This is a genomic window from Enterobacter asburiae, from assembly GCF_024599655.1.
GTDB lineage: Bacteria > Pseudomonadota > Gammaproteobacteria > Enterobacterales > Enterobacteriaceae > Enterobacter > Enterobacter asburiae_D.
Window position 1 is genome coordinate 2,817,588 of the sequence record NZ_CP102247.1, and the last position, 19,505, is coordinate 2,837,092.

A 19,505-nucleotide genomic window follows, 5' to 3' on the forward strand; every position below is an offset into this window, starting at 1 on the left:
TATGCATAACACTAACGTTACCGTTGCTGACCAGAACACCGTTATTAACTCCAACGTGGCTTTGTTCGATTCCCAGTATCTGAACGCCATCAGCACATTTGCGCAGATCATGGCTCAGGGCACTGCCACCGTTCCTAAACACCTGCAGGGCAACCAGGCCGACTGCATGGCAGTTGCGATGCAAGCGGCACAGTGGCAGATGAATCCTTTTGCCGTGGCCCAAAAGACGCACCTGATTAACGGTGTGCTCGGGTATGAAGCGCAGCTGGTTAATGCAGTCATTTCACGCAGTGGCGTGCTGGCCAGCCGCTTTGAATATGAATGGTACGGGCCATGGGAAAAAGTTGTTGGAAAATTCCATATTCGTAAAGGCGAAAAAGGCGAGTACCGGGTCCCGGGCTGGACCCTGGCTGACGAAGCCGGGATCGGCATTATTATCCGCGCAACCCTGAAAGGTGAAGATCAGCCAAGGGAACTCGATTTGCTGCTGGCTCAGGCCCGTACCCGAAATTCTACCCTCTGGGCTGACGACCCTCGCCAGCAACTGGCGTACCTGGCCGTCAAACGCTGGGCGAGGCTGTTCTGCCCGGATGTGATTCTGGGCGTTTATACCCCGGATGAGCTCGATGATCGACGTGAAGAACGAGAGGTAAACCCGGCACCGGCGCAGCACGTGAGCCTTGCAGACATTTCAGGTGACAACGTCACTACCACTCAAACGGCTCAGGAATCAGCTCAAAACATCGATGCACTTGCTGATGATTTCCGTGATCGCATCGAGGCGGCTCAGGATGTGGATAGCGCTAAAGCTCTGCGCGCAGATATTGAAACCGTGAGAGCAACGCTGGGTTCTGCCCTGTTCACTGAGCTGAAAAACAAAGCCGTGAAGCGTTATTACCTGGTTGATGCACGGAACAAAGTCGAAGCAGCCATCAATTCATTGCCATCTTCAGATGAGCCGGATGCAGCTGCGCGGTTCGCGGAGGTAGAGCGCGTTCTTGCAGCGTCTAAACGCCATCTGGGCGACGAATTGCATGGTCAGTTCAGCATCACCCTGGCGGACATGAAACCGGAATACGTGGACTAACGAGATCGGGAGGGAAAACCCTCCCTCAAGGAGAAGAAATGCGACTGATTAATCGAGGCAGTAAGCAATCCCCTTTGGCTCGCCAGGCATGTGAAATCGCACTCGCAGCCCACCAGCAAAGATATGGTGACTATGGGCGCAGCAAGATGAAAGAGACCTATACGGTGAGAGTGGAAGGCGTGAAGGTCTGGGTTGAAGTGGTCAACTGCAAGGCAAGCTACGTGGCCACAGCAATGACTGGTATGCGTCGACTGCGTTCCCTGCCCGGGCAGACAAACTGAAACTGAAATATCAACGACTAAAGACCGGCATATCTATACTCATGCCGGTTACCTGAGGTGAACCATGTCGCAGGTAATTTACGATTCAGAATGGGGCGTTGCTTCAAAACTAAAAGAGAAGACAGGCCTTACCGATCGTCAGATTAAAAGCTATCGCCAAACCTCCTGGGTAGAAGGTGTTCATTTTAAGAGAATCCCATTGGATGGAAGCAGCTCCGAAGAGCGAGGACTTGTCTGGTACAACATCCCAAACATTAACAGGTTTGTGAAGGAGGCATAATGGCTGCAATGCCAACGGGTGTTGAGATCCACAACAATAAGATACGAATAAGTTTCAAGTTTCAGGGCGTTAGATGTCGAGAAACATTGAAAGGATGGATCGTAAATCCATCGAATCTCAAAAAAGCCGGGAATCTAAGGGCCAAAATTGTAAGCGAGATTCAGCTGGGCACTTTTGACTACCGGGGCGTGTTTCCGGAGTCAAAGGTAGCAGCAAAGTTTTATACATCTAAAAATATTACGACCTTCGCCGAACTTGCATCAACCTGGTATGAAAACCATAAAATCGATCTCTCACCCAATGCCGCAAGAAGCTATGGCATAGCTGTAAGAACTTTAACAAAACTAATTGGCCCTGAAACGCTGGTTGCATCCATCACCAACAGCGACATTCTGGGCTGGAGAAAGGAATTACTGACTGGTGAGACTAACTATGCTCCCGAAAAGAGAAGAAATAAAACCGGCCGCGCCGTTAGAACAGTAGATTATTATCTGGCCATCCTGCGACAAATCCTCGACTATGCGGTCAAAAATAAAGTCATTTCATATCAACCATATGTCGGGATAAAAAGGCTTCGCAAAGGGCAAACAAAACCCGATCCACTGCTGAGACATGAATTTGAGCAGTTGAAAGAGACTGCTCCGGCTCAGCAGAAAAACATGTGGCAATTTTTCGCTTATACCGGCGTTCGGCCCGGGGAGCTTTGCGCTCTTGCCTGGGAGGATATCGATCTTAATTCCGGCGAAGCTACGATTGCACGCAATCTAACTCAGGAAGGTTTGTTTGGACCACCCAAAACCGAAGCTGGATACCGGACGATAAAGTTACTGGAGCCGGCTCTGGAAGCATTGCGAGCTCAAAAGGAACTTACTGGGGGTGCCCCTAAAGTACCAATCACTTTTCACCACCGGGAGTTCGGTAAAACGGAAACGCAGAAACTGCACTTTGTGTTTATGCCTCGACCTCAGAAAGGCAAGCAAGCTGCGTACTATTCAGTCAGTTCAATTGTGTCATTATGGGATATTACGGTAAGACGATCGGGAATTCGCCGCAGACGCCCCTATCAGCTGCGTCATACATACGCATGCTGGATGTTGTCGGCAGGTGCTAATCCTGCTTTTATAGCGAATCAGATGGGTCATGAGAATGCAGAGATGGTCTTCCATGTATACTCTGCGTGGATAAATGCTCTCGATAGCGATCAGGTATCATTTTTGAATCAGCGCTTTGGCGGATATGCAAATGCCCCTATAGTGCCCCTGAAGGTAAAAACAAAGTAGTTAATTACTTGATTTCCCGGTGATATTTAATGAAAAAGCTGTTTGTGCAGTTTTATCTTTTGCTGTTTGTCTGCTTCCTGGTCATGACCATGCTGGTCGGGCTGGTCTATAAATTCACCGCCGAACGTGCGGGCAGGCAGTCGCTGGACGATCTGATGAAAAGCTCGCTCTATCTGATGCGCAGCGAGCTGAGAGAGATCCCGCCGCACGACTGGGCGAAAACCCTCAAAGAGCTGGATCTGAACCTGTCATTCGATTTACGCATCGAGCCGTTAAAAGATTTTGAGCTGGATCCGCCCGCCATGCAGCGTCTGCGCGACGGGGACATCGTCGCGCTGGACGAGAAATACACCTTTATCCAGCGTATTCCGCGCAGCCATTACGTGCTGGCCGTCGGGCCGGTGCCCTATCTCTATTATCTGCACCAGATGCGTCTGCTGGACATGGCGCTGATGGCCTTTATCGCCATTTCGCTCGCGTTTCCGGTCTTTATCTGGATGCGCCCCCACTGGCAGGACATGCTGAAGCTGGAATCCGCCGCGCAGCGCTTTGGCGAGGGGCATTTTACCGAACGCATCCACTTTGACAGCGGTTCCAGTTTTGAACGTCTGGGCGTGGCCTTTAACCAGATGGCCGATAACATCAATGCCCTGATTGCCAGTAAGAAGCAGCTGATCGACGGGATTGCCCACGAGCTGCGCACGCCGCTGGTTCGCCTGCGCTATCGTCTGGAGATGAGCGAGAATCTGACGGAAGCGGAGTCTCAGGCACTTAACCGCGACATTGGCCAGCTTGAAGGGCTGATTGAGGAGCTGCTGACCTACGCGCGCCTCGATCGTCCGCAAAACGAACTGAACCTCAGCACGCCGGACCTGCCCGCCTGGCTGCAAACCCACATCGATGACGTTCAGAGCGTGAACCCGCAGCGCACGCTGTTAACGCGCGTCACACCGGGTGATTACGGCGCGCTCGATATGCGCCTGATGGAGCGCGTGCTGGACAACCTGATGAACAATGCCATGCGCTACAGCGAAAGTACGCTACAGATTGGGCTGGATTTGCAGGGCAATCAGGCCAGCCTGACGGTAGAGGATGACGGTCCGGGAATTGCCCCGGAAGCGCGAGAAACCGTGTTTGAACCGTTTGTCCGCCTCGACCCCAGCCGCGATCGCGCCACAGGCGGATGCGGCCTGGGACTGGCGATTGTCTACTCTATCGCGCAGGCGATGGGCGGCACGGTGCATTGCGAAGAGAGCGAGCTCGGCGGCGCGCGCTTCTGCTTTAGCTGGCCGGTGTACCATAACATCGCCCTTCCCGTCCCTGCCTGACCTCAACCGCACGCTGGCCTGACCCGGCGTGCTGTGCTATATGATAAGTATGTTGTAACTAATGAGAGTGCTTATGGCGACCTACGATCTCCTCGAACGGCTGAACAGCACGTTTCGGGAAATAGAACACGAGCTCCTGACCCTGACCGAACGTTTGCAGGCCTGCCGCCTGCTGGCCGCGCGCGTCTTTACCCTGCCCGATGTGGCTAAAGGGGCCGAGCACGACCCGCTGGACGCCATCGAGGTTGAACAGCACATCGGCAGCGCCGCCCTTGAGCTGGCGCTGAAACACTATCGCCGCCTGTTTATCCAGCAGCAGTCAGAAAACCGCAGCAGTAAGGCGGCCGTGCGTCTGCCCGGCGTGATCTGCCTGCAAACCGATGCGACAACGCGCGACGCGCTGGAAAGCCAGATTACCCATATCAACACCCTGAAAGCGGCATTTGAAAAGATCATTACCGAAGAGTCCGGCCTCGCCCCTGCCGCCCGGTTTGAATGGGTGCACCGCCAGCTTCCGGGGCTGATTACCCTGAACGCCTATCGCACGCTGACGGTACTGCGTCACCCCGCCACGCTGCGCTTCGGCTGGGCGAATAAGCACATCATTAAAAACTTCACCCGGGATGAGATTCTGGCGCAGCTGGAAAAAAGCCTGAAGACGCCGCGCACCGTCGCACCGTGGTCACGTGAACAGTGGATTGAGCGCCTGGAACAGGAGTATCACAGCATCGCCTCGCTGCCGGCGGACACGCGCCTCAAGATAAAGCGCCCGGTGAAGGTGCAGCCTATCGCCCGCGTCTGGTATTCCGGTCAGCAAAAACAGGTTCAGTATGCCTGTCCGACGCCGCTGATTGCGCTTTATGATGCCGAGCAGGGGGCCATCGTGCCGGATATTGGTGAGCTTTTGAATTACGATGCGGACAATGTCCAGCACCGTTACAGACCTCAGGCGCAGCCGCTGCAGCTGATTATTCCGCGGCTGCACCTGTATGTGGCGGGTTGATTATTTCAGGCTGCCGACCATCGCTTCCGGACGAACCCAGGCGTCGAACTCCGCCTCCGTCAGATAGCCCAGCGCCAGGGCGGAGGCTTTCAGCGTCAGCCCCTCTTTATGCGCTTTTTTAGCGATCTCGGCGGCCTTGTCGTAGCCGATATGGGTATTCAGCGCCGTCACCAGCATCAGGGATTCATTGAGCAACTGGCTGATACGTTCGCGATTCGGCTCAATCCCTACCGCACAGTGCTCGTTAAAGCTCTCCATCCCGTCCGCCAGCAGACGAATCGATTGCAGAACGTTGTGGATCACCATCGGGCGATAGACGTTTAGCTCGAAGTTGCCGGACGCACCGCCCAGGTTGACGGCCACGTCGTTGCCCAACACCTGACAGCAGAGCATGGTCATGGCTTCGCACTGGGTCGGGTTGACCTTACCCGGCATGATAGAGCTGCCCGGCTCGTTTTCCGGAATGCTGATTTCACCGATGCCGCAGCGCGGGCCCGAGGCCAGCCAGCGCACGTCGTTGGCGATTTTCATCAGCGAGGCCGCCAGCCCTTTCAGCGCGCCGTGGGTGTGGACCAGCGCATCGCAGGTCGCCAGCGCTTCAAACTTATTGGGCGCCGTGACGAACGGCTGTCCGGTGATGTTTGCCAGCTCCTCCGCCACGCGCACCGCGTATTCTGGATGGGTGTTTAACCCGGTCCCGACCGCCGTCCCGCCGAGCGCCAGCTCCGCCAGATGTGGCAGGCTGTACTCAATATGCTTCAGATTATGTTCCAGCATCGCCACCCAGCCGGAAATCTCCTGGCCGAGCGTCAGCGGCGTGGCGTCCTGCAGGTGCGTACGGCCAATTTTAACGATGTCGCGGAAGGCCTGCGCTTTCTCGTTGAGCGTGGATTTCAGAACGTTGAGCTGCGGGATAAGCTGCTCGCGGATAGCAATCACCGCCGCCACGTGCATCGCCGTCGGGAAGACGTCGTTAGAACTCTGGCTTTTGTTGACGTCATCGTTCGGATGGACCTTACGCTCCATGCCGCGCACACCGCCCAGCAGTTCGCTCGCCCGGTTCGCCAGCACTTCGTTCATGTTCATGTTGCTCTGGGTGCCGGAACCGGTCTGCCAGATGGCGAGGGGGAATTCATCGGGATGCTTACCCGCCAGCACTTCGTCGGCGGCGTTGATGATGGCGGTCGCTTTGTCTGCCGTCAGCAGGCCTAAATCCTGGTTCACCTTAGCGGCTGCACGTTTGGTGAGCGCCAGCGCCTGAATCAGCGAGACGGGCATTTTTTCAGTCGAGATACGGAAATGCTCCAGCGAACGCTGGGTTTGCGCGCCCCATAGCTTGTCGGCCGGGACGTCGATGGCGCCCATCGAATCTTTCTCATGGCGTACCGTGGTCATTACTTTCTCCTTGATAACAAAAGAGGGATTGCTCACATGCTTAAGGGATAAGTATTGATGACTTCTGGGAAACGATATGGCGCTTTGTGCGCTCTTTTTGGTGTCGGGTGGCGCTGACGCTTACCCGACCTACCGAATACGTAGGCCGGGTAAGGCGCAGCCGCCACCCGGCTTTTTAGCTTACTTCACGCAGGCCGAACACTGAGAGGACTGGATCTGCTTGAAGAAGTCGTTACCTTTGTCATCCACGAGGATAAACGCCGGGAAGTCTTCCACTTCAATTTTCCAGATCGCTTCCATACCCAGTTCCGGGTATTCCACGCACTCCAGGCTCTTGATGCTGCCCTGCGCGAGCACCGCCGCCGGGCCGCCGATGCTGCCGAGGTAGAAGCCGCCGTGCTTGTGGCAGGCGTCCGTCACCTGCTGGCTGCGGTTGCCTTTCGCCAGCATGATCATGCTGCCGCCGTTGGCCTGCAGCTGGTCAACGTACGAGTCCATGCGGCCCGCCGTCGTTGGGCCTAACGAGCCGGAGGCATAGCCTTCAGGCGTTTTCGCCGGGCCGGCGTAGTAGATCGGGTGATCTTTAATGTACTGCGGCAGCCCTTCACCGTTGTCCAGACGCTCTTTCAGCTTCGCGTGCGCGATGTCGCGGCCCACGATAATCGTGCCGTTCAGGGAGAGACGGGTCGAAACCGGATACTGCGAAAGCTGTGCCAGGATCTCTTTCATCGGACGGTTCAGATCAACGTGAACCGCTTCACCCTCACCCGCTTTACGCAGCTCTTCCGGAATGTATTTACCCGGGTTGTTTTCCAGTTTTTCGATCCACACGCCTTCGCGGTTGATCTTCGCCTTGATGTTGCGATCCGCAGAGCAGGACACGCCCATCCCGACCGGACAGGATGCGCCGTGACGCGGCAGACGGATCACGCGCACGTCATGGGCGAAGTATTTGCCGCCAAACTGCGCCCCGAGGCCCAGGTTACGCGCCTCTTCCAGCAGTTCCTGCTCAAGCTGCACGTCGCGGAACGCCTGGCCGTGCTCGTTACCTTCGGTAGGCAGGCCGTCATAGTATTTGGTTGAGGCCAGCTTGACGGTTTTCAGCGTGCTTTCAGCCGAGGTACCGCCGATCACGAAGGCAATATGGTACGGCGGGCACGCCGCGGTGCCGAGGGTGCGCATCTTCTCAACCAGGTAGTTCTTCAGCTTGCCCGGGGTGAGTAGCGCTTTGGTTTCCTGATAGAGATAGGTTTTATTGGCTGAACCGCCGCCTTTGGCGATGCAGAGGAATTTGTATTCGTCACCGTCGACGCTGTAGAGATCGATCTGTGCAGGCAGGTTGGTGCCGGTGTTGACCTCTTTGTACATATCCAGCGCCGCGTTTTGCGAGTAGCGCAGGTTATCTTCGGTGTAGGTGTTGTAGACGCCGTGCGCCAGGGCCGCTTCGTCACCGCCGCCGGTCCAGACGCGCTGGCCTTTTTTACCGACGATGATCGCCGTGCCGGTGTCCTGACAGGTTGGCAGAACACCTTTCGCCGCGATGTCTGAGTTACGCAGGAACTGCAGGGCAACGTATTTATCGTTTTCGCTGGCCTGCGGGTCGCTCAGGATATCGGCAACCTGCTGCTGGTGCGCTGGGCGGAGCATAAACGAGGCGTCGTGGAAAGCGTGCTGCGCCAGCAGCGTCAGCGCCTGCGGATCAACCTTGAGGATCTCTTGTCCTTCAAACTCAGAGACGGAGACGTGATCGCGGGTTAACAGGTAATACTCGGTGTGATCCTTACTGAGGGGGAAAGGATCCTGATAATGGAAGGGTTTATTCGACATTGGTCTCTCACTTACTGCTTCGGTCTGTTTATTCAGGGCAGATGTTCCGCTGCCCGGCTTAAAAGCGAGTCAGCTTATCCTACACAATTTTTTAACAAAAACTGAGACTAGTACGACTTTTTACATCCACAGGTTACTTCCATGAGGTTTATTGCTTTAATACCCGGAGTTAATTCCACAATTGAATCAGGGCTTGATAATGCAAAAACTCATTAACTCAGTGCAAAACTACGCCTGGGGAAGTAAAACTGCGTTAACGGATCTCTACGGTATCGCGAACCCGAACAACCTGCCGATGGCAGAACTGTGGATGGGGGCACACCCGAAGAGCAGCTCAAAAATTGAAGACGCCAGCGGCCAGGTACGCAGCCTGCGTGACGTAATTGATGCCGATAAAGCCGCGCTGCTGGGTGACAAGGTCGCTCACCGCTTCGGCGAACTGCCGTTCCTGTTCAAGGTGCTGTGCGCCGACCAGCCGCTCTCCATCCAGGTTCACCCGAACAAGAAAGCCTCTGAAATCGGCTTTGCGAAAGAGAACGCGGCGGGTATCCCGTTAGACGCCGCCGAGCGTAACTACAAAGATCCTAACCACAAGCCGGAGCTGGTCTTTGCGCTGACCCCGTTCCTGGCGATGAACGCGTTCCGCGAGTTTTCAGAGATCGTTTCTCTGCTGCAACCGGTCGCGGGCGCCAACAAGGCTATCGCCCACTTCCTCGAAAACCCGAACGCAGACGCGCTGAGCCAGCTGTTTGCCAGCCTGCTGAATATGCAGGGTGAAGAGAAATCTCATGCGCTGGCGGTACTGAAAGCAGCCCTGGACAGCCAGCAGGGTGAACCGTGGGAGACCATCCGCCTGATTTCCGAGTTTTACCCGGACGACAGCGGCCTGTTCTCCCCTCTGCTGCTGAACGTGGTGAAGCTGAACCCGGGCGAAGCGATGTTCCTGTTCGCTGAAACCCCGCACGCCTACCTTCAGGGCGTGGCGCTGGAGGTGATGGCCAATTCCGATAACGTGCTGCGCGCGGGCCTGACGCCGAAATACATCGACATCCCTGAGCTGGTTGCCAACGTGAAGTTCGTGGCGAAACCTGCCGCGGAGCTGCTGACTCAGCCGGTGAAAAACGGCGCAGAGCTGGACTTCCCGATTCCGGTTGAAGATTTTGCCTTCTCCCTGCACGACCTGAACCCGGCCGAAACCGCCATCGCGCAGGACAGCGCGGCAATCCTGTTCTGCGTGGAGGGCGAAGCGACGCTGCGCAAAGGCGAACAGCGTCTGGTGCTTAAAGCCGGTGAGTCAGCATTCGTTGCAGCCAATGAGTCTCCGGTTAGCGTAAGCGGCACTGGTCGCCTGGCGCGCGTTTTCAATAAGCTTTAAGCACTTACTGAATTTTTTAACAACTCTTGCTAAGCTAGTTGCAGGCTTAATATCTCCAGGCGGTTTTTACCGCCTGGTTTCATTTTAGGGATAGTCGCAATGAAAAAATCGGTCGTAGCGGTTGGAGTGATTGTAGCGTTAGGCGTGGTCTGGACGGGTGCGTCCTGGTTTACCGGGAAACAGCTGGAAGGCCGTCTGGCTGAGATGGTGGCGCAGGCTAACGGAGAGATTAAGCGCAGCGCGCCGGAGGCGGGCCTTGAGCTGAGCTACCAGAATTATCATCGCGGCGTGTTTACCAGCCGTATGCAGCTGGTAGTGAAGCCGGTTGCCGGTGCTGAAAACGGCTGGCTGAAACCGGGCCAGAGCGTGGTGCTGGACGAGGTGGTGAGCCACGGTCCGCTGCCGCTGGCGCAGCTGAAGTCCTTTAACCTGATCCCGTCGATGGCGTCTGTTCATACCGTGCTGGTGAATAACGACGTCACCAAACCGCTGTTTGACCTGGCGAAGAATGAGTCGCCTTTCGACATTAATACCCGAATTAGCTATGCCGGTGACACAAGTTCCGATATTGCCCTGAAAGCGCTGAACTACGAGAAAGAGAATGAGAAAGTCGCCTTCAGCGGCGGCCACTTCAAACTCGATGCTGACCGCGACGGAAACGTGTTCTCCCTGACGGGTGAAGCGGAAAGTGGCCTGGTCAATGCCGTGAATGAATATAACCAAAAAGTTCAGCTCACCTTCAGCAACCTGAAAGCCGACGGCAACAGCCGAATGACCGATTTCCAGGAGCGTATCGGCGATCAAAAGCTGTCTCTCGACAAGGTTGCCATTGCGGTTGAAGGAAAAGAGATGGCCGTGCTGGAAGGCATGGACGTCAACGGCAAATCCGACGTTTCCAAAGACGGTAAGAGCATCAACACCCAGCTGGATTACACGCTGAAGAGCCTGAAAGTGCAGAATCAGGATCTGGGCACCGGCAAACTGTCGCTGAAGATCGGCAATATCGACGGCCAGGCGTGGCACGAGTTTAGCCAGAAATACAGCAAAGAGAGCCAGGCGCTGCTGACCGATGCCGCGCTGCAGCAGAACCCTGAGGTATATCAGCAGCAGGCGATGGCGGTGCTGTTCAACAACCTGCCTATCCTGCTGAAAGGCGAGCCGGTGATAACCGTTGCGCCGCTGAGTTGGAAAAACAGCAAAGGCGAAACCAGCTTCAACCTGTCTCTGTTCCTGAAAGATCCGGCAAGCGCAACGGGTGAACCGCAGACGCTGGCGCAGGAAGTGGATCGCAGCGTGAAGTCGCTTGACAGCAAGCTGACCATCCCGATGGATATGGCGACCGAGTTTATGACCCAGATTGCGAAGCTGGAAGGCTACGGCGATGAAGACGCCGGCAAGCTGGCTAACCAGCAGGTGAAAGGGCTGGCGGCAATGGGCCAGATGTTCCGCATCACCAAAGTGGAAAACAACACGATTTCCACCAGCCTGCAGTACGCCAATGGCCAGGTAACGCTCAACGGCGACAAGATGCCGCTGGAAGACTTCGTCGGCATGTTTGGTATGCCAACGCTGGGGATGCCGGAACCGGCAGCACCGGCAGCACCAGCCGAACCGACGGCACCGCAGCAGTAAACGTCAAAACCCCTCGAATGAGGGGTTTTTATTGCCCGCTAGCTTTTCCATCCAGCCAGGAAATCCAGCAGAAGCGCGTTCACTTTCTCTGGCTGCTCCTCCTGCGGCAGATGGCCGCACTCATCAATACCCTGCGCCCGCAGGTTTTCCGCCATTTCGGCCCAGACGCTTTCCATATCGAAAAGTTTGCCGACCGCATGAAAATCATTACCCCACAGCGACATTACCGGGCAGGTGATTTTCACCTCAGCGTCAGCCATATCCTGCGCCACATCCTCTGCGTTGGCGCGATAGTCAGCCATCGCGCCGCGCACGGCGCCCGGCGCCTGATACGCCCGAACATAGGTGTCAAACGCCTCGCCGCTAATGGTCGACGGATTGTAGGTCCAGTCAGAGAAAAAGTGGCGCAGCCAGATATGCTCCCGACCCGCAATCAGCGCTTCCGGCAGGTCTGGCACAAGATGAAACAGGAAGAACCAGTACGCACGCGCAATCGACGCATTCAGATCGCGCGCCACAATACGGGTTGGTACGTTATCCATCACTACCAGTCGATCCACCAGCTCAGGGTAATCTTTTGCAAACCGCGTCGCGACGCGCGCGCCGCGATCGTGCCCCACCAGCACCACTTTCTGTAAACCCAGCACACGCATCAGTTCCCGGATGTCCCGCGCCATGTTGCGCTTATCATAGCCAGAAGCAGGTTTATCCGTTTCGCCATACCCGCGTAAATCAGGTGCGATCATGCGGTAGTACCGGGACAGTACGGGTATCTGGTAGCGCCAGGCATAGTTTGTTTCAGGAAAACCATGCAGGAGAATAACCGGTGCGCCTTCACCCTCTTCGACCACAAACTGACGGATACCGTTTGCCGTTACGGTGTAACTTTTCATGCTCGTCACCTCACTTTATTTCAGCAGAGGCACGTTGGCCGCACGCTGATAAGGACCGTAATTGACAGGATTCCAGCTATAGCCCTGCTGCCAGGCGGTGATATGACCGATACCGGGGAAAGGCAGATGCGCTGCGGCCATCCACTCACCGTCTTTCGCCAGCGCGTTAAACTCCTGCGCCCTGGATGAGATGGCTTTTTTCGGATCGACATCAAAGCGAATAGACACTTCAGGGTGCGGGAACTGGACGGCAGGAGCATGAATCAAATCCCCAATGAAGTTGATAGCCGTCCCCTTCGACGCGAAGCGATAAACGGTACTGCCAGGCGTATGCCCAACGGCATATGCCGTCCGGACTTCCGGGATAGGCGAAGCTGGCGGGACGAAGGTTTTAAGGTGCCCGGCGGCTTTATAGGCGGACAGCGCATTCCTGGCGATAGCGAAATACGCCTTCGCATTAGCCGGCGCGCTCGCTTCTTTTGCAGGGTCAAGCCAGTAGTCGGCCTCCCCCTGCGGTACATATACGGTGGCATTCGGGAACAGCGCCTTACCCTCTGCATCACTCAGGCCGCACACGTGGTCAAGATGCAGGTGGGTCAGGAAAATGGTATCAACCTGCTCGGGACGGTACCCTGATGCGTTCATATTGCTGACCAGCTGGCCGGCCGTTTCCGCCATGCAGTGACCACCCCCGCTGTCAATCATGACCAGGTGTTTACCGGTATTAACCAAAAACGCGTTGAAGGAAGTAGGCATGCGTTCGGAATCGATTTTGCGTTGCGCCAACAGGTTGCGAACCTTGTCGGGTGAAAGCCCTTGCAATAGCGTTGGCGAAAGATCGTTATAGCCGTCGAACAGCGCCGTCACCTCGTATTCCCCTACCGCCAGACGATAATAGCCCGGGACCTGCTGTTTCACCTGCGCAGGGGCATCTGCCCACGATGTGCCAGCAAAGAGCAGGCCACTGAATGCAAGAACCGTTTTCAACTTTTTCATCTTCACTCCAAATTCATGTTTATCAGGATGTGAAGAGACTATGGCAGCGTAACGATAAATAATGTAGATAGGTAATTTGATAAGGCAGCATAACGATAAACGATATAATGAGACTTGAAGATATTGAAGTGTTTGTCGAAGCCGTCAAGGCGGGTAGCCTGGCGGGCGCCGCGCGTCGGCTCTCTGTGAGCGCCATGGCGGCGTCACGGTCTCTTAATAATCTTGAGGCTGAACTGGGGGTCAGGCTGGTGCACCGCACCACGCGTTCCCTCTCACCTACCAGCGATGGTGACATTTTTTTGCCGCATGCACAGGCGCTACTGGAAGATAAAAGCAACGCGCTTGCTGACCTGTTTCCCGAAGGGACCCACCTTTCCGGACGCCTGCGCATTACCGCCTCAGCGGGGTTTGGCCGGAAGATTGTGGCTCCCATGCTGACCCGGTTCATGCAACAGCATCCTTCCCTGCAGGTCGATTTACTCGCCACCGACGAACAGGTTGATATTGTCGGAAAAGGCATAGACGTGGCGTTACGCATTGCGCCGCTGCGCGATAACCGGCTGGTTGCCCATCGTCTGTGTCACAACCCTCGCGATCTCTGCGCCAGCGCGACGTATCTTGCCGCCAATGGCTATCCCAAATCGTTTAACGATCTGGCGGCACACAGCTGTCTGACCACGTCAGACACCGTTCACTGGTCATTCGAACAGGGCGAACAGCGTTACAAACAAAAGGTGTCGGGCCGATTCTCCGCGAACTCTATTGAGGCAATTTTCGAAGCCTGCCTGGGAGGGTTGGGGATCGCCAATTTATCCCGCTGGTACGTAGAGCCGACGTTCAGAGAGGGTAAACTCGTGCGGATCGTTCTTGAGGATGCCCAGCCGGAATCGCTGGCAGTGTGGGCGGTTTACCCGACCTCCCGCCTGATCCCGGCAAAAGTACGAAAGTTTGTGGAAGCGCTGGAAGCCGAATTGCTGCTCAATCCGCTAACGCAACCCACCTGATATCATTTCACCGTCACCAGCCGCGCCGCCACAATCTGGTGCCCGGCCTGCACATCCGTATTGTCGATGCGCTGCATGATCCTGTCTGCCAGCGTGTAGCCCATCTCCCGAGCAGGGGTGGTGGCCCACACGATCGGCAGGTCGTCGAGGGCGTTTTCACCGACGTCAGCGAACGCCCCGAGCGCCACCTGGTGGCCGAAGAAGGTTTCCACCCCGCCCTCGCCGCCTTGACGCCCGGCGCGGATCAGGCCAAACCAGGCGCCCATGGCAATCACATCGTTGTAGCAAATCACGGCGCTGATCGTCGGACTGCTTCGCAGCAGCGCGCCTATCGCTTCCGCCGCTTTCTTCTGGCTGGATTCACACTCCACGACCCATTCGCTGTGGAACGGCAGACCGTATTTAATTAGCGTTGCGCAGTAGCCGCCTACCCGCTCGGCGCGGGTCAGGGACGAGCTTTTCCCGCCCAGCCAGGCAATGCGCTGATGCCCGCGACGAATAAGATGCTCGGTCAGCATTTGCGCGGCCTGCATGTTATCCGGGCGCAGCGTATCGGCCTCGTCCAGGTAGCTGGCGCGCGAAGCAAACACCAGCGGCACGCCTTTCGCGGCGGCGCGCTCGCACAGTTCGCTGCCCACGCCCGACGCTCCGGCAACGATCACCCCGTCTACCCCCTGGTTAAGCAGCATATCGAGCCGGGAGAGAAGCTGATCGGCCTCGCGACCGCCGTGCAGCAGAAAGACCATTCGTCCCTGCGCTTCAAGCGCTTCGGTTAACCCGGCGGTCAGCTCCGCATAGAAAGGTGACGTCAGGTCGCGAACTATCAGGCCAATCACCCCGCTTTGCCCGCCGCGCAGCGCCGACGCCTGACGGTTACGCACAAAGCCCAGCTGTTCAACCGCCTCGTTCACCCGCTGACCGGTGGCAGGAGAGATTCGCCCTTTCCCGCTTAGCACCAGAGAAACGGTGCTGACGGAAACGCCCGCCGCCAGCGCGACATCGTTGATGGTGATTTTTTTCGCTACAGCCATGTGTCGGCGTGACTCCCTGAAATGAGATCGGTAAAACGTTTTATCAATACGTTATCTTTATACTACCAGTCAAAGCCTGAGAATGTGATTTAGCGCGCACTAAACTTTGATAAAACGTTTTATCTTCTCGCAGCATTGAAGCAGACAAACTGATTTTAACAATAAAGGAGTCGTTTTATGACGGCGAAAGCAGCACAAAAAATATCGCTGTGGGAATTTTTCCAGCAACTGGGTAAAACCTTTATGCTGCCCGTGGCACTCCTCTCGTTCTGCGGGATCATGCTCGGGATCGGCAGTTCGCTAAGCAGTAAAGACGTCATCACGCTGATCCCGTTCCTCGGTACCCCCGTGCTGCAGGCGATCTTCATCTGGATGAGTAAAGTCGGCTCCTTTGCGTTTAGCTTCCTGCCCGTCATGTTCTGCATCGCCATCCCGCTAGGCCTGGCGCGCGAAAATAAAGGCGTCGCGGCGTTTGCCGGTTTTGTGGGTTACGCGGTGATGAACCTGGCGGTTAACTTCTGGCTGACTGCGAAAGGCATTCTGCCGACCACCGACGCTGCCGTGCTGAAAGCCAACAACATTCAGAGCGTGATCGGTATCCAGTCCATCGATACCGGGATCCTCGGGGCAGTGATCGCGGGTGTAATTATCTGGATGCTGCACGAGCGCTTCCACAATATCCGCCTGCCGGATGCCCTGGCCTTCTTCGGCGGTACCCGCTTCGTACCGATTATCACCCTGGTGGTGATGGGCCTGTTTGGTCTGATCATTCCACTGATCTGGCCGGTCTTCGCGATGGGCATCAACGGCATTGGCCGCATCATCAACGGCGCGGGAGATTTTGGTCCGATGATCTTCGGCACCGGCGAGCGTCTGCTCCTGCCGTTTGGTCTGCAGCATATCCTGGTGGCCCTGATTCGCTTCACCGAAGCGGGCGGTACGATGGAGGTGTGCGGTCACGACGTGAGCGGCGCGCTGACCATCTTCCAGGCGCAGCTGAGCTGCCCGACCACCCACGGCTTCTCCGAAAGCGCCACCCGCTTCCTGTCTCAGGGTAAAATGCCTGCCTTCCTCGGCGGCCTGCCGGGTGCCGCGCTGGCGATGTACCACTGCGCGCGCCCGGAAAACCGTCATAAAATTAAAGGCCTGCTGATTTCCGGCGTCATCGCCTGCGTCGTGGGCGGTACCACCGAGCCAATCGAATTCCTGTTCCTGTTCGTCGCGCCGGTGCTGTACCTCATCCACGCGGTGCTGACCGGCCTGGGCTTTACCGTGATGGCGGTGCTGGGCGTGACCATCGGCAACACCGACGGCAACGTGATCGACTTCGTGGTGTTCGGGATCCTGCACGGCCTGTCCACCAAGTGGTACCTGGTGCCGGTCGTGGCGGCTATCTGGTTCGCGGTGTACTACGGTATCTTCCGCTTCGCCATCACCCGCTTTAACCTGAAAACGCCTGGCCGCGATACCGATACGGCAAGCAGCGTTGAACAGGCGGTAGCCGGGACCGTGGGCAAGTCTGGCTATAACACCCCGGCCATTCTGGCGGCGCTGGGCGGTGCGGATAACATCACCTCTCTGGATAACTGCATTACCCGCCTGCGTCTGTCGGTGGCGGATATGTCAAAAGTGAATACCAACGCCCTGAAAGCCAACCGGGCCATTGGCGTGGTACAGTTAAATCAGCACAATTTGCAGGTGGTTATCGGCCCGCAGGTGCAGTCGGTGAAGGATGAGCTGGCTACCCTGATGCGAACAGTAGAAGCCTGATGCCTCAGCCCCCTCTCATGAGGGGGTTTTACTTTAAGGATTAACGTCATGTTTGATTTCTCTACCGTCGTGGATCGACACGGCACCTGGTGTACCCAGTGGGACTACGTCGCCGACCGCTTTGGCGCGGTCGACCTGCTGCCCTTCACCATCTCGGATATGGATTTCGCTACCGCTCCCTGCATTACCGACGCGCTGCATCAGCGCATCAATCACGGCGTGTTGGGCTACAGCCGCTGGAAGAACGATGAGTTTCTCGCCGCCGTCGCGCACTGGTTCCAGCAGCGCTTTAACAGCCAGATTGAGACCGAATCGGTCGTTTATGGCCCTTCCGTTATTTATATGGTTTCTGAGTTGATTCGTCTCTGGTCAAACCCCGGCGACGGCGTGGTGGTACATACCCCGGCATACGATGCGTTTTACAAAGCCATCGAAGGCAATGGGCGTCACGTGGTGCCCGTAGAGATGGAAAAGCATGCCGCTGGCTGGCTGGGAAACATGGCTGCGCTGGAAGCGGCCCTGGCGAAACCTGAAAACAAAATTTTGCTGCTGTGCAGCCCGCAAAACCCGACCGGCAAGGTCTGGACGCGGGAAGAACTGACGCAGATGGCGGAACTGTGCGAGCGCTATGACGTGGCGGTTATCAGTGATGAAATCCATATGGATATGGTGTGGGGCGAGCATCGTCACACGCCGTGGAACGCGGTGGCGCGCGGTAAATGGGCGCTTCTCACCTCCGGCTCGAAAAGCTTTAATATTCCGGCGCTGACGGGCGCTTACGGCCTTATTGGCGATGAGGAGAGCCGTAACGGTTATCTCAGCGCGCTAAAAGGCCGGGACGGCCTCTCTTCCCCTTCCGTGCTGGCGCTGACGGCGCATATCGCCGCCTATCAGCAGGGAGCGCCGTGGCTGGATGCCCTGCGGGGTTATCTGGAAGGGAATTTGTTGTATATCGCACAGGAACTAAACAGCGCTTTTCCGAAACTGAACTGGCAGCCGCCAGAAGCGACCTATCTGGCCTGGATTGACCTGCGTCCGCTGAATATTGACGATCGGGCGCTGCAAAAAGTGCTGATCGAGCAGCAAAAGGTTGCCATCATGCCGGGATATACCTACGGCAAGGAGGGAAATGGCTTTGTTCGCCTGAATGCGGGCTGCCCGCGCAGCAAGCTGGAACAAGGCGTTCAGCGCCTCATTGCCGGGATTAACGCACTCCTGTAATCAATTTGCGCAACGGAATATTCCCTTGCGCAAATAGCTTTTTACCCCGTTTTGTTTTTATAATATGGCGCACTTTAACCAGAAAAGAGTGCGACCATGATTGATACACGCCTGCCTTTAACTGATATTCATCGTCACCTTGACGGTAACATTCGTGCCCAAACCATCCTCGATCTTGGCCGCCAGTTCAATTTAACGCTTCCAGCGCAGACGCTTGAGTCGCTGATCCCGCATGTACAGGTGACCTCCAATGAACCGGACCTGGTCAGCTTCCTGAGCAAACTCGACTGGGGCGTGAAGATGCTGGCCTCGCTGGATGCCTGCCGCCGCGTGGCGTTTGAGAACATTGAAGATGCGGCCCGTAACGGCCTGCATTACGTCGAGCTGCGCTTCTCGCCGGGCTACATGGCGATGACCCACAACCTGCCCGTTGCAGGCGTTGTAGAAGCCGTCATTGAAGGCGTCCGCGAAGGGTGTAAAACCTTCGACGTTCAGGCCCGTCTGATTGGCATTATGAGCCGTACGTTCGGCGAAGCCGCCTGCCTGCAGGAGCTGGAAGCGCTGCTGGCCCATCGCGATGCCATCACCGCGGTCGACCTCGCCGGCGACGAGCTGGGCTTCCCGGGCAGTCTGTTCCTCTCCCACTTCAACCGCGCGCGCGATGCCGGCTGGCACATTACCGTGCATGCGGGTGAAGCGGCTGGCCCGGAAAGCATCTGGCAGGCCATCCGCGAGCTGGGCGCCGAGCGTATCGGTCACGGCGTGAAGGCGGTTGAAGATCGCGCCCTGATGGATTTCCTGGCGGAGCAGCGTATCGGGATTGAGTCGTGTTTGACGTCTAACATTCAGACCAGCACCGTGGCAACGCTGGCGCATCATCCGCTGAAAACGTTCCTCGAGCACGGCGTGCTGGCCTCGCTGAACACCGACGACCCTGCGGTTCAGGGCGTGGATATCATCCACGAGTACAACATCGCCGCACCGCAGGCGGGCTTGAGCCGCGAGCAGATCCGTCAGGCGCAGATTAACGGGCTGGAAATTGCCTTCCTGACGCCTGAAGAGAAGCAGGCGCTGCGGGATAAGGTGGCAACCGCGTAAACCC

At 56.6% G+C, this 19,505-nt stretch carries 17 protein-coding genes; 12 read left to right on the forward strand and 5 right to left on the reverse strand.

Going from position 1 to position 19,505, the window contains the following annotated elements; translation table 11 throughout:
• Position 1 precedes the first annotated feature (1 nt).
• From NQ230_RS13330 to tus, 6 genes are all read left to right on the forward strand, one after another.
• Positions 2-1,087, forward strand: coding sequence for a RecT family recombinase (locus NQ230_RS13330; protein ID WP_257257972.1), 1,086 nt, complete (start codon positions 2-4; stop codon positions 1,085-1,087).
• A gap of 38 nt (positions 1,088-1,125) precedes the next feature.
• A complete protein-coding gene (locus tag NQ230_RS13335; RefSeq protein ID WP_257257974.1) occupies positions 1,126-1,368 on the forward strand; it encodes a DUF4060 family protein in 243 nt (80 codons plus the stop codon).
• A gap of 64 nt (positions 1,369-1,432) precedes the next feature.
• On the forward strand, positions 1,433-1,648 hold the full coding sequence (gene xisR / locus NQ230_RS13340; RefSeq protein ID WP_047647992.1) for an excisionase family protein: 216 nt from the start codon (positions 1,433-1,435) through the stop codon (positions 1,646-1,648).
• Positions 1,648-2,928: a site-specific integrase gene (locus tag NQ230_RS13345; RefSeq protein WP_257257977.1), complete on the forward strand. Its 1,281-nt coding sequence runs from the start codon at positions 1,648-1,650 to the stop codon at positions 2,926-2,928. The genes xisR and NQ230_RS13345 overlap by 1 nt, the downstream gene beginning before the upstream one ends.
• Before the next feature lie 29 nt (positions 2,929-2,957).
• Entirely contained in the window at positions 2,958-4,256 is a 1,299-nt protein-coding gene (gene rstB, locus NQ230_RS13350; protein WP_047647993.1) for a two-component system sensor histidine kinase RstB, read from the forward strand.
• 73 nt (positions 4,257-4,329) lie between these two features.
• A complete protein-coding gene (gene tus / locus NQ230_RS13355) occupies positions 4,330-5,259 on the forward strand; it encodes a DNA replication terminus site-binding protein (RefSeq protein WP_257257978.1) in 930 nt (309 codons plus the stop codon).
• Here the strand turns inward: tus and fumC are convergent, their stop codons facing one another.
• Together fumC and fumA are read right to left on the reverse strand one after the other, a co-directional pair.
• On the reverse strand, positions 5,260-6,654 hold the full coding sequence (gene fumC / locus NQ230_RS13360) for a class II fumarate hydratase (protein WP_029740298.1): 1,395 nt from the start codon (positions 6,652-6,654) through the stop codon (positions 5,260-5,262).
• A 180-nt stretch (positions 6,655-6,834) separates the two neighbouring features.
• Positions 6,835-8,481, reverse strand: a complete 1,647-nt coding sequence (fumA, locus tag NQ230_RS13365; protein WP_219322377.1) for a class I fumarate hydratase FumA — start codon at positions 8,479-8,481, stop codon at positions 6,835-6,837.
• Between the two features lie 199 nt (positions 8,482-8,680).
• Here fumA and manA point away from each other — a divergent pair, with 199 nt between their 5' ends.
• Both manA and NQ230_RS13375 read left to right on the forward strand, forming a co-directional pair.
• Positions 8,681-9,856 (forward strand): mannose-6-phosphate isomerase, encoded by a 1,176-nt coding sequence (gene manA / locus NQ230_RS13370; protein WP_257257983.1) that lies wholly within the window; start codon positions 8,681-8,683, stop codon positions 9,854-9,856.
• Positions 9,857-9,955: 99 nt separating this feature from the next.
• Positions 9,956-11,488, forward strand: a complete 1,533-nt coding sequence (locus tag NQ230_RS13375) for a YdgA family protein (RefSeq protein WP_257257984.1) — start codon at positions 9,956-9,958, stop codon at positions 11,486-11,488.
• A gap of 38 nt (positions 11,489-11,526) precedes the next feature.
• On the opposite strand, the gene NQ230_RS13380 is transcribed toward NQ230_RS13375, so the two are convergent.
• Together NQ230_RS13380 and NQ230_RS13385 are read right to left on the reverse strand one after the other, a co-directional pair.
• Positions 11,527-12,381 carry an alpha/beta fold hydrolase gene (locus tag NQ230_RS13380; RefSeq protein WP_257257985.1) on the reverse strand — a complete coding sequence of 285 codons (855 nt, stop codon included), beginning with the start codon at positions 12,379-12,381 and terminating at the stop codon, positions 11,527-11,529.
• Between the two features lie 15 nt (positions 12,382-12,396).
• Positions 12,397-13,377 carry an MBL fold metallo-hydrolase gene (locus NQ230_RS13385; RefSeq protein ID WP_257257986.1) on the reverse strand — a complete coding sequence of 327 codons (981 nt, stop codon included), beginning with the start codon at positions 13,375-13,377 and terminating at the stop codon, positions 12,397-12,399.
• A 107-nt stretch (positions 13,378-13,484) separates the two neighbouring features.
• Between NQ230_RS13385 and NQ230_RS13390 the strand changes: the two genes are divergently transcribed.
• Entirely contained in the window at positions 13,485-14,381 is an 897-nt protein-coding gene (locus NQ230_RS13390; protein ID WP_257257987.1) for a LysR family transcriptional regulator, read from the forward strand.
• 2 nt (positions 14,382-14,383) lie between these two features.
• Here NQ230_RS13390 and NQ230_RS13395 read toward each other — a convergent pair whose 3' ends face one another.
• Positions 14,384-15,412 carry a Mal regulon transcriptional regulator MalI gene (locus tag NQ230_RS13395; protein ID WP_121423508.1) on the reverse strand — a complete coding sequence of 343 codons (1,029 nt, stop codon included), beginning with the start codon at positions 15,410-15,412 and terminating at the stop codon, positions 14,384-14,386.
• A 177-nt stretch (positions 15,413-15,589) separates the two neighbouring features.
• On the opposite strand from NQ230_RS13395, the gene malX reads away from it, so the two are divergent.
• The 3 genes from malX (at position 15,590) to add (ending at position 19,501) form a co-directional block, all read left to right on the forward strand.
• The gene (gene malX / locus NQ230_RS13400) at positions 15,590-17,182 is read left to right on the forward strand and encodes a maltose/glucose-specific PTS transporter subunit IIBC (protein WP_121423507.1); all 1,593 of its coding nucleotides are present in this window, start codon (positions 15,590-15,592) and stop codon (positions 17,180-17,182) included.
• A gap of 48 nt (positions 17,183-17,230) precedes the next feature.
• Positions 17,231-18,403 (forward strand): MalY/PatB family protein, encoded by a 1,173-nt coding sequence (locus NQ230_RS13405; protein WP_159513989.1) that lies wholly within the window; start codon positions 17,231-17,233, stop codon positions 18,401-18,403.
• Positions 18,404-18,499: 96 nt separating this feature from the next.
• The gene (gene add / locus NQ230_RS13410; protein ID WP_121423505.1) at positions 18,500-19,501 is read left to right on the forward strand and encodes an adenosine deaminase; all 1,002 of its coding nucleotides are present in this window, start codon (positions 18,500-18,502) and stop codon (positions 19,499-19,501) included.
• Positions 19,502-19,505: the final 4 nt, after the last annotated feature.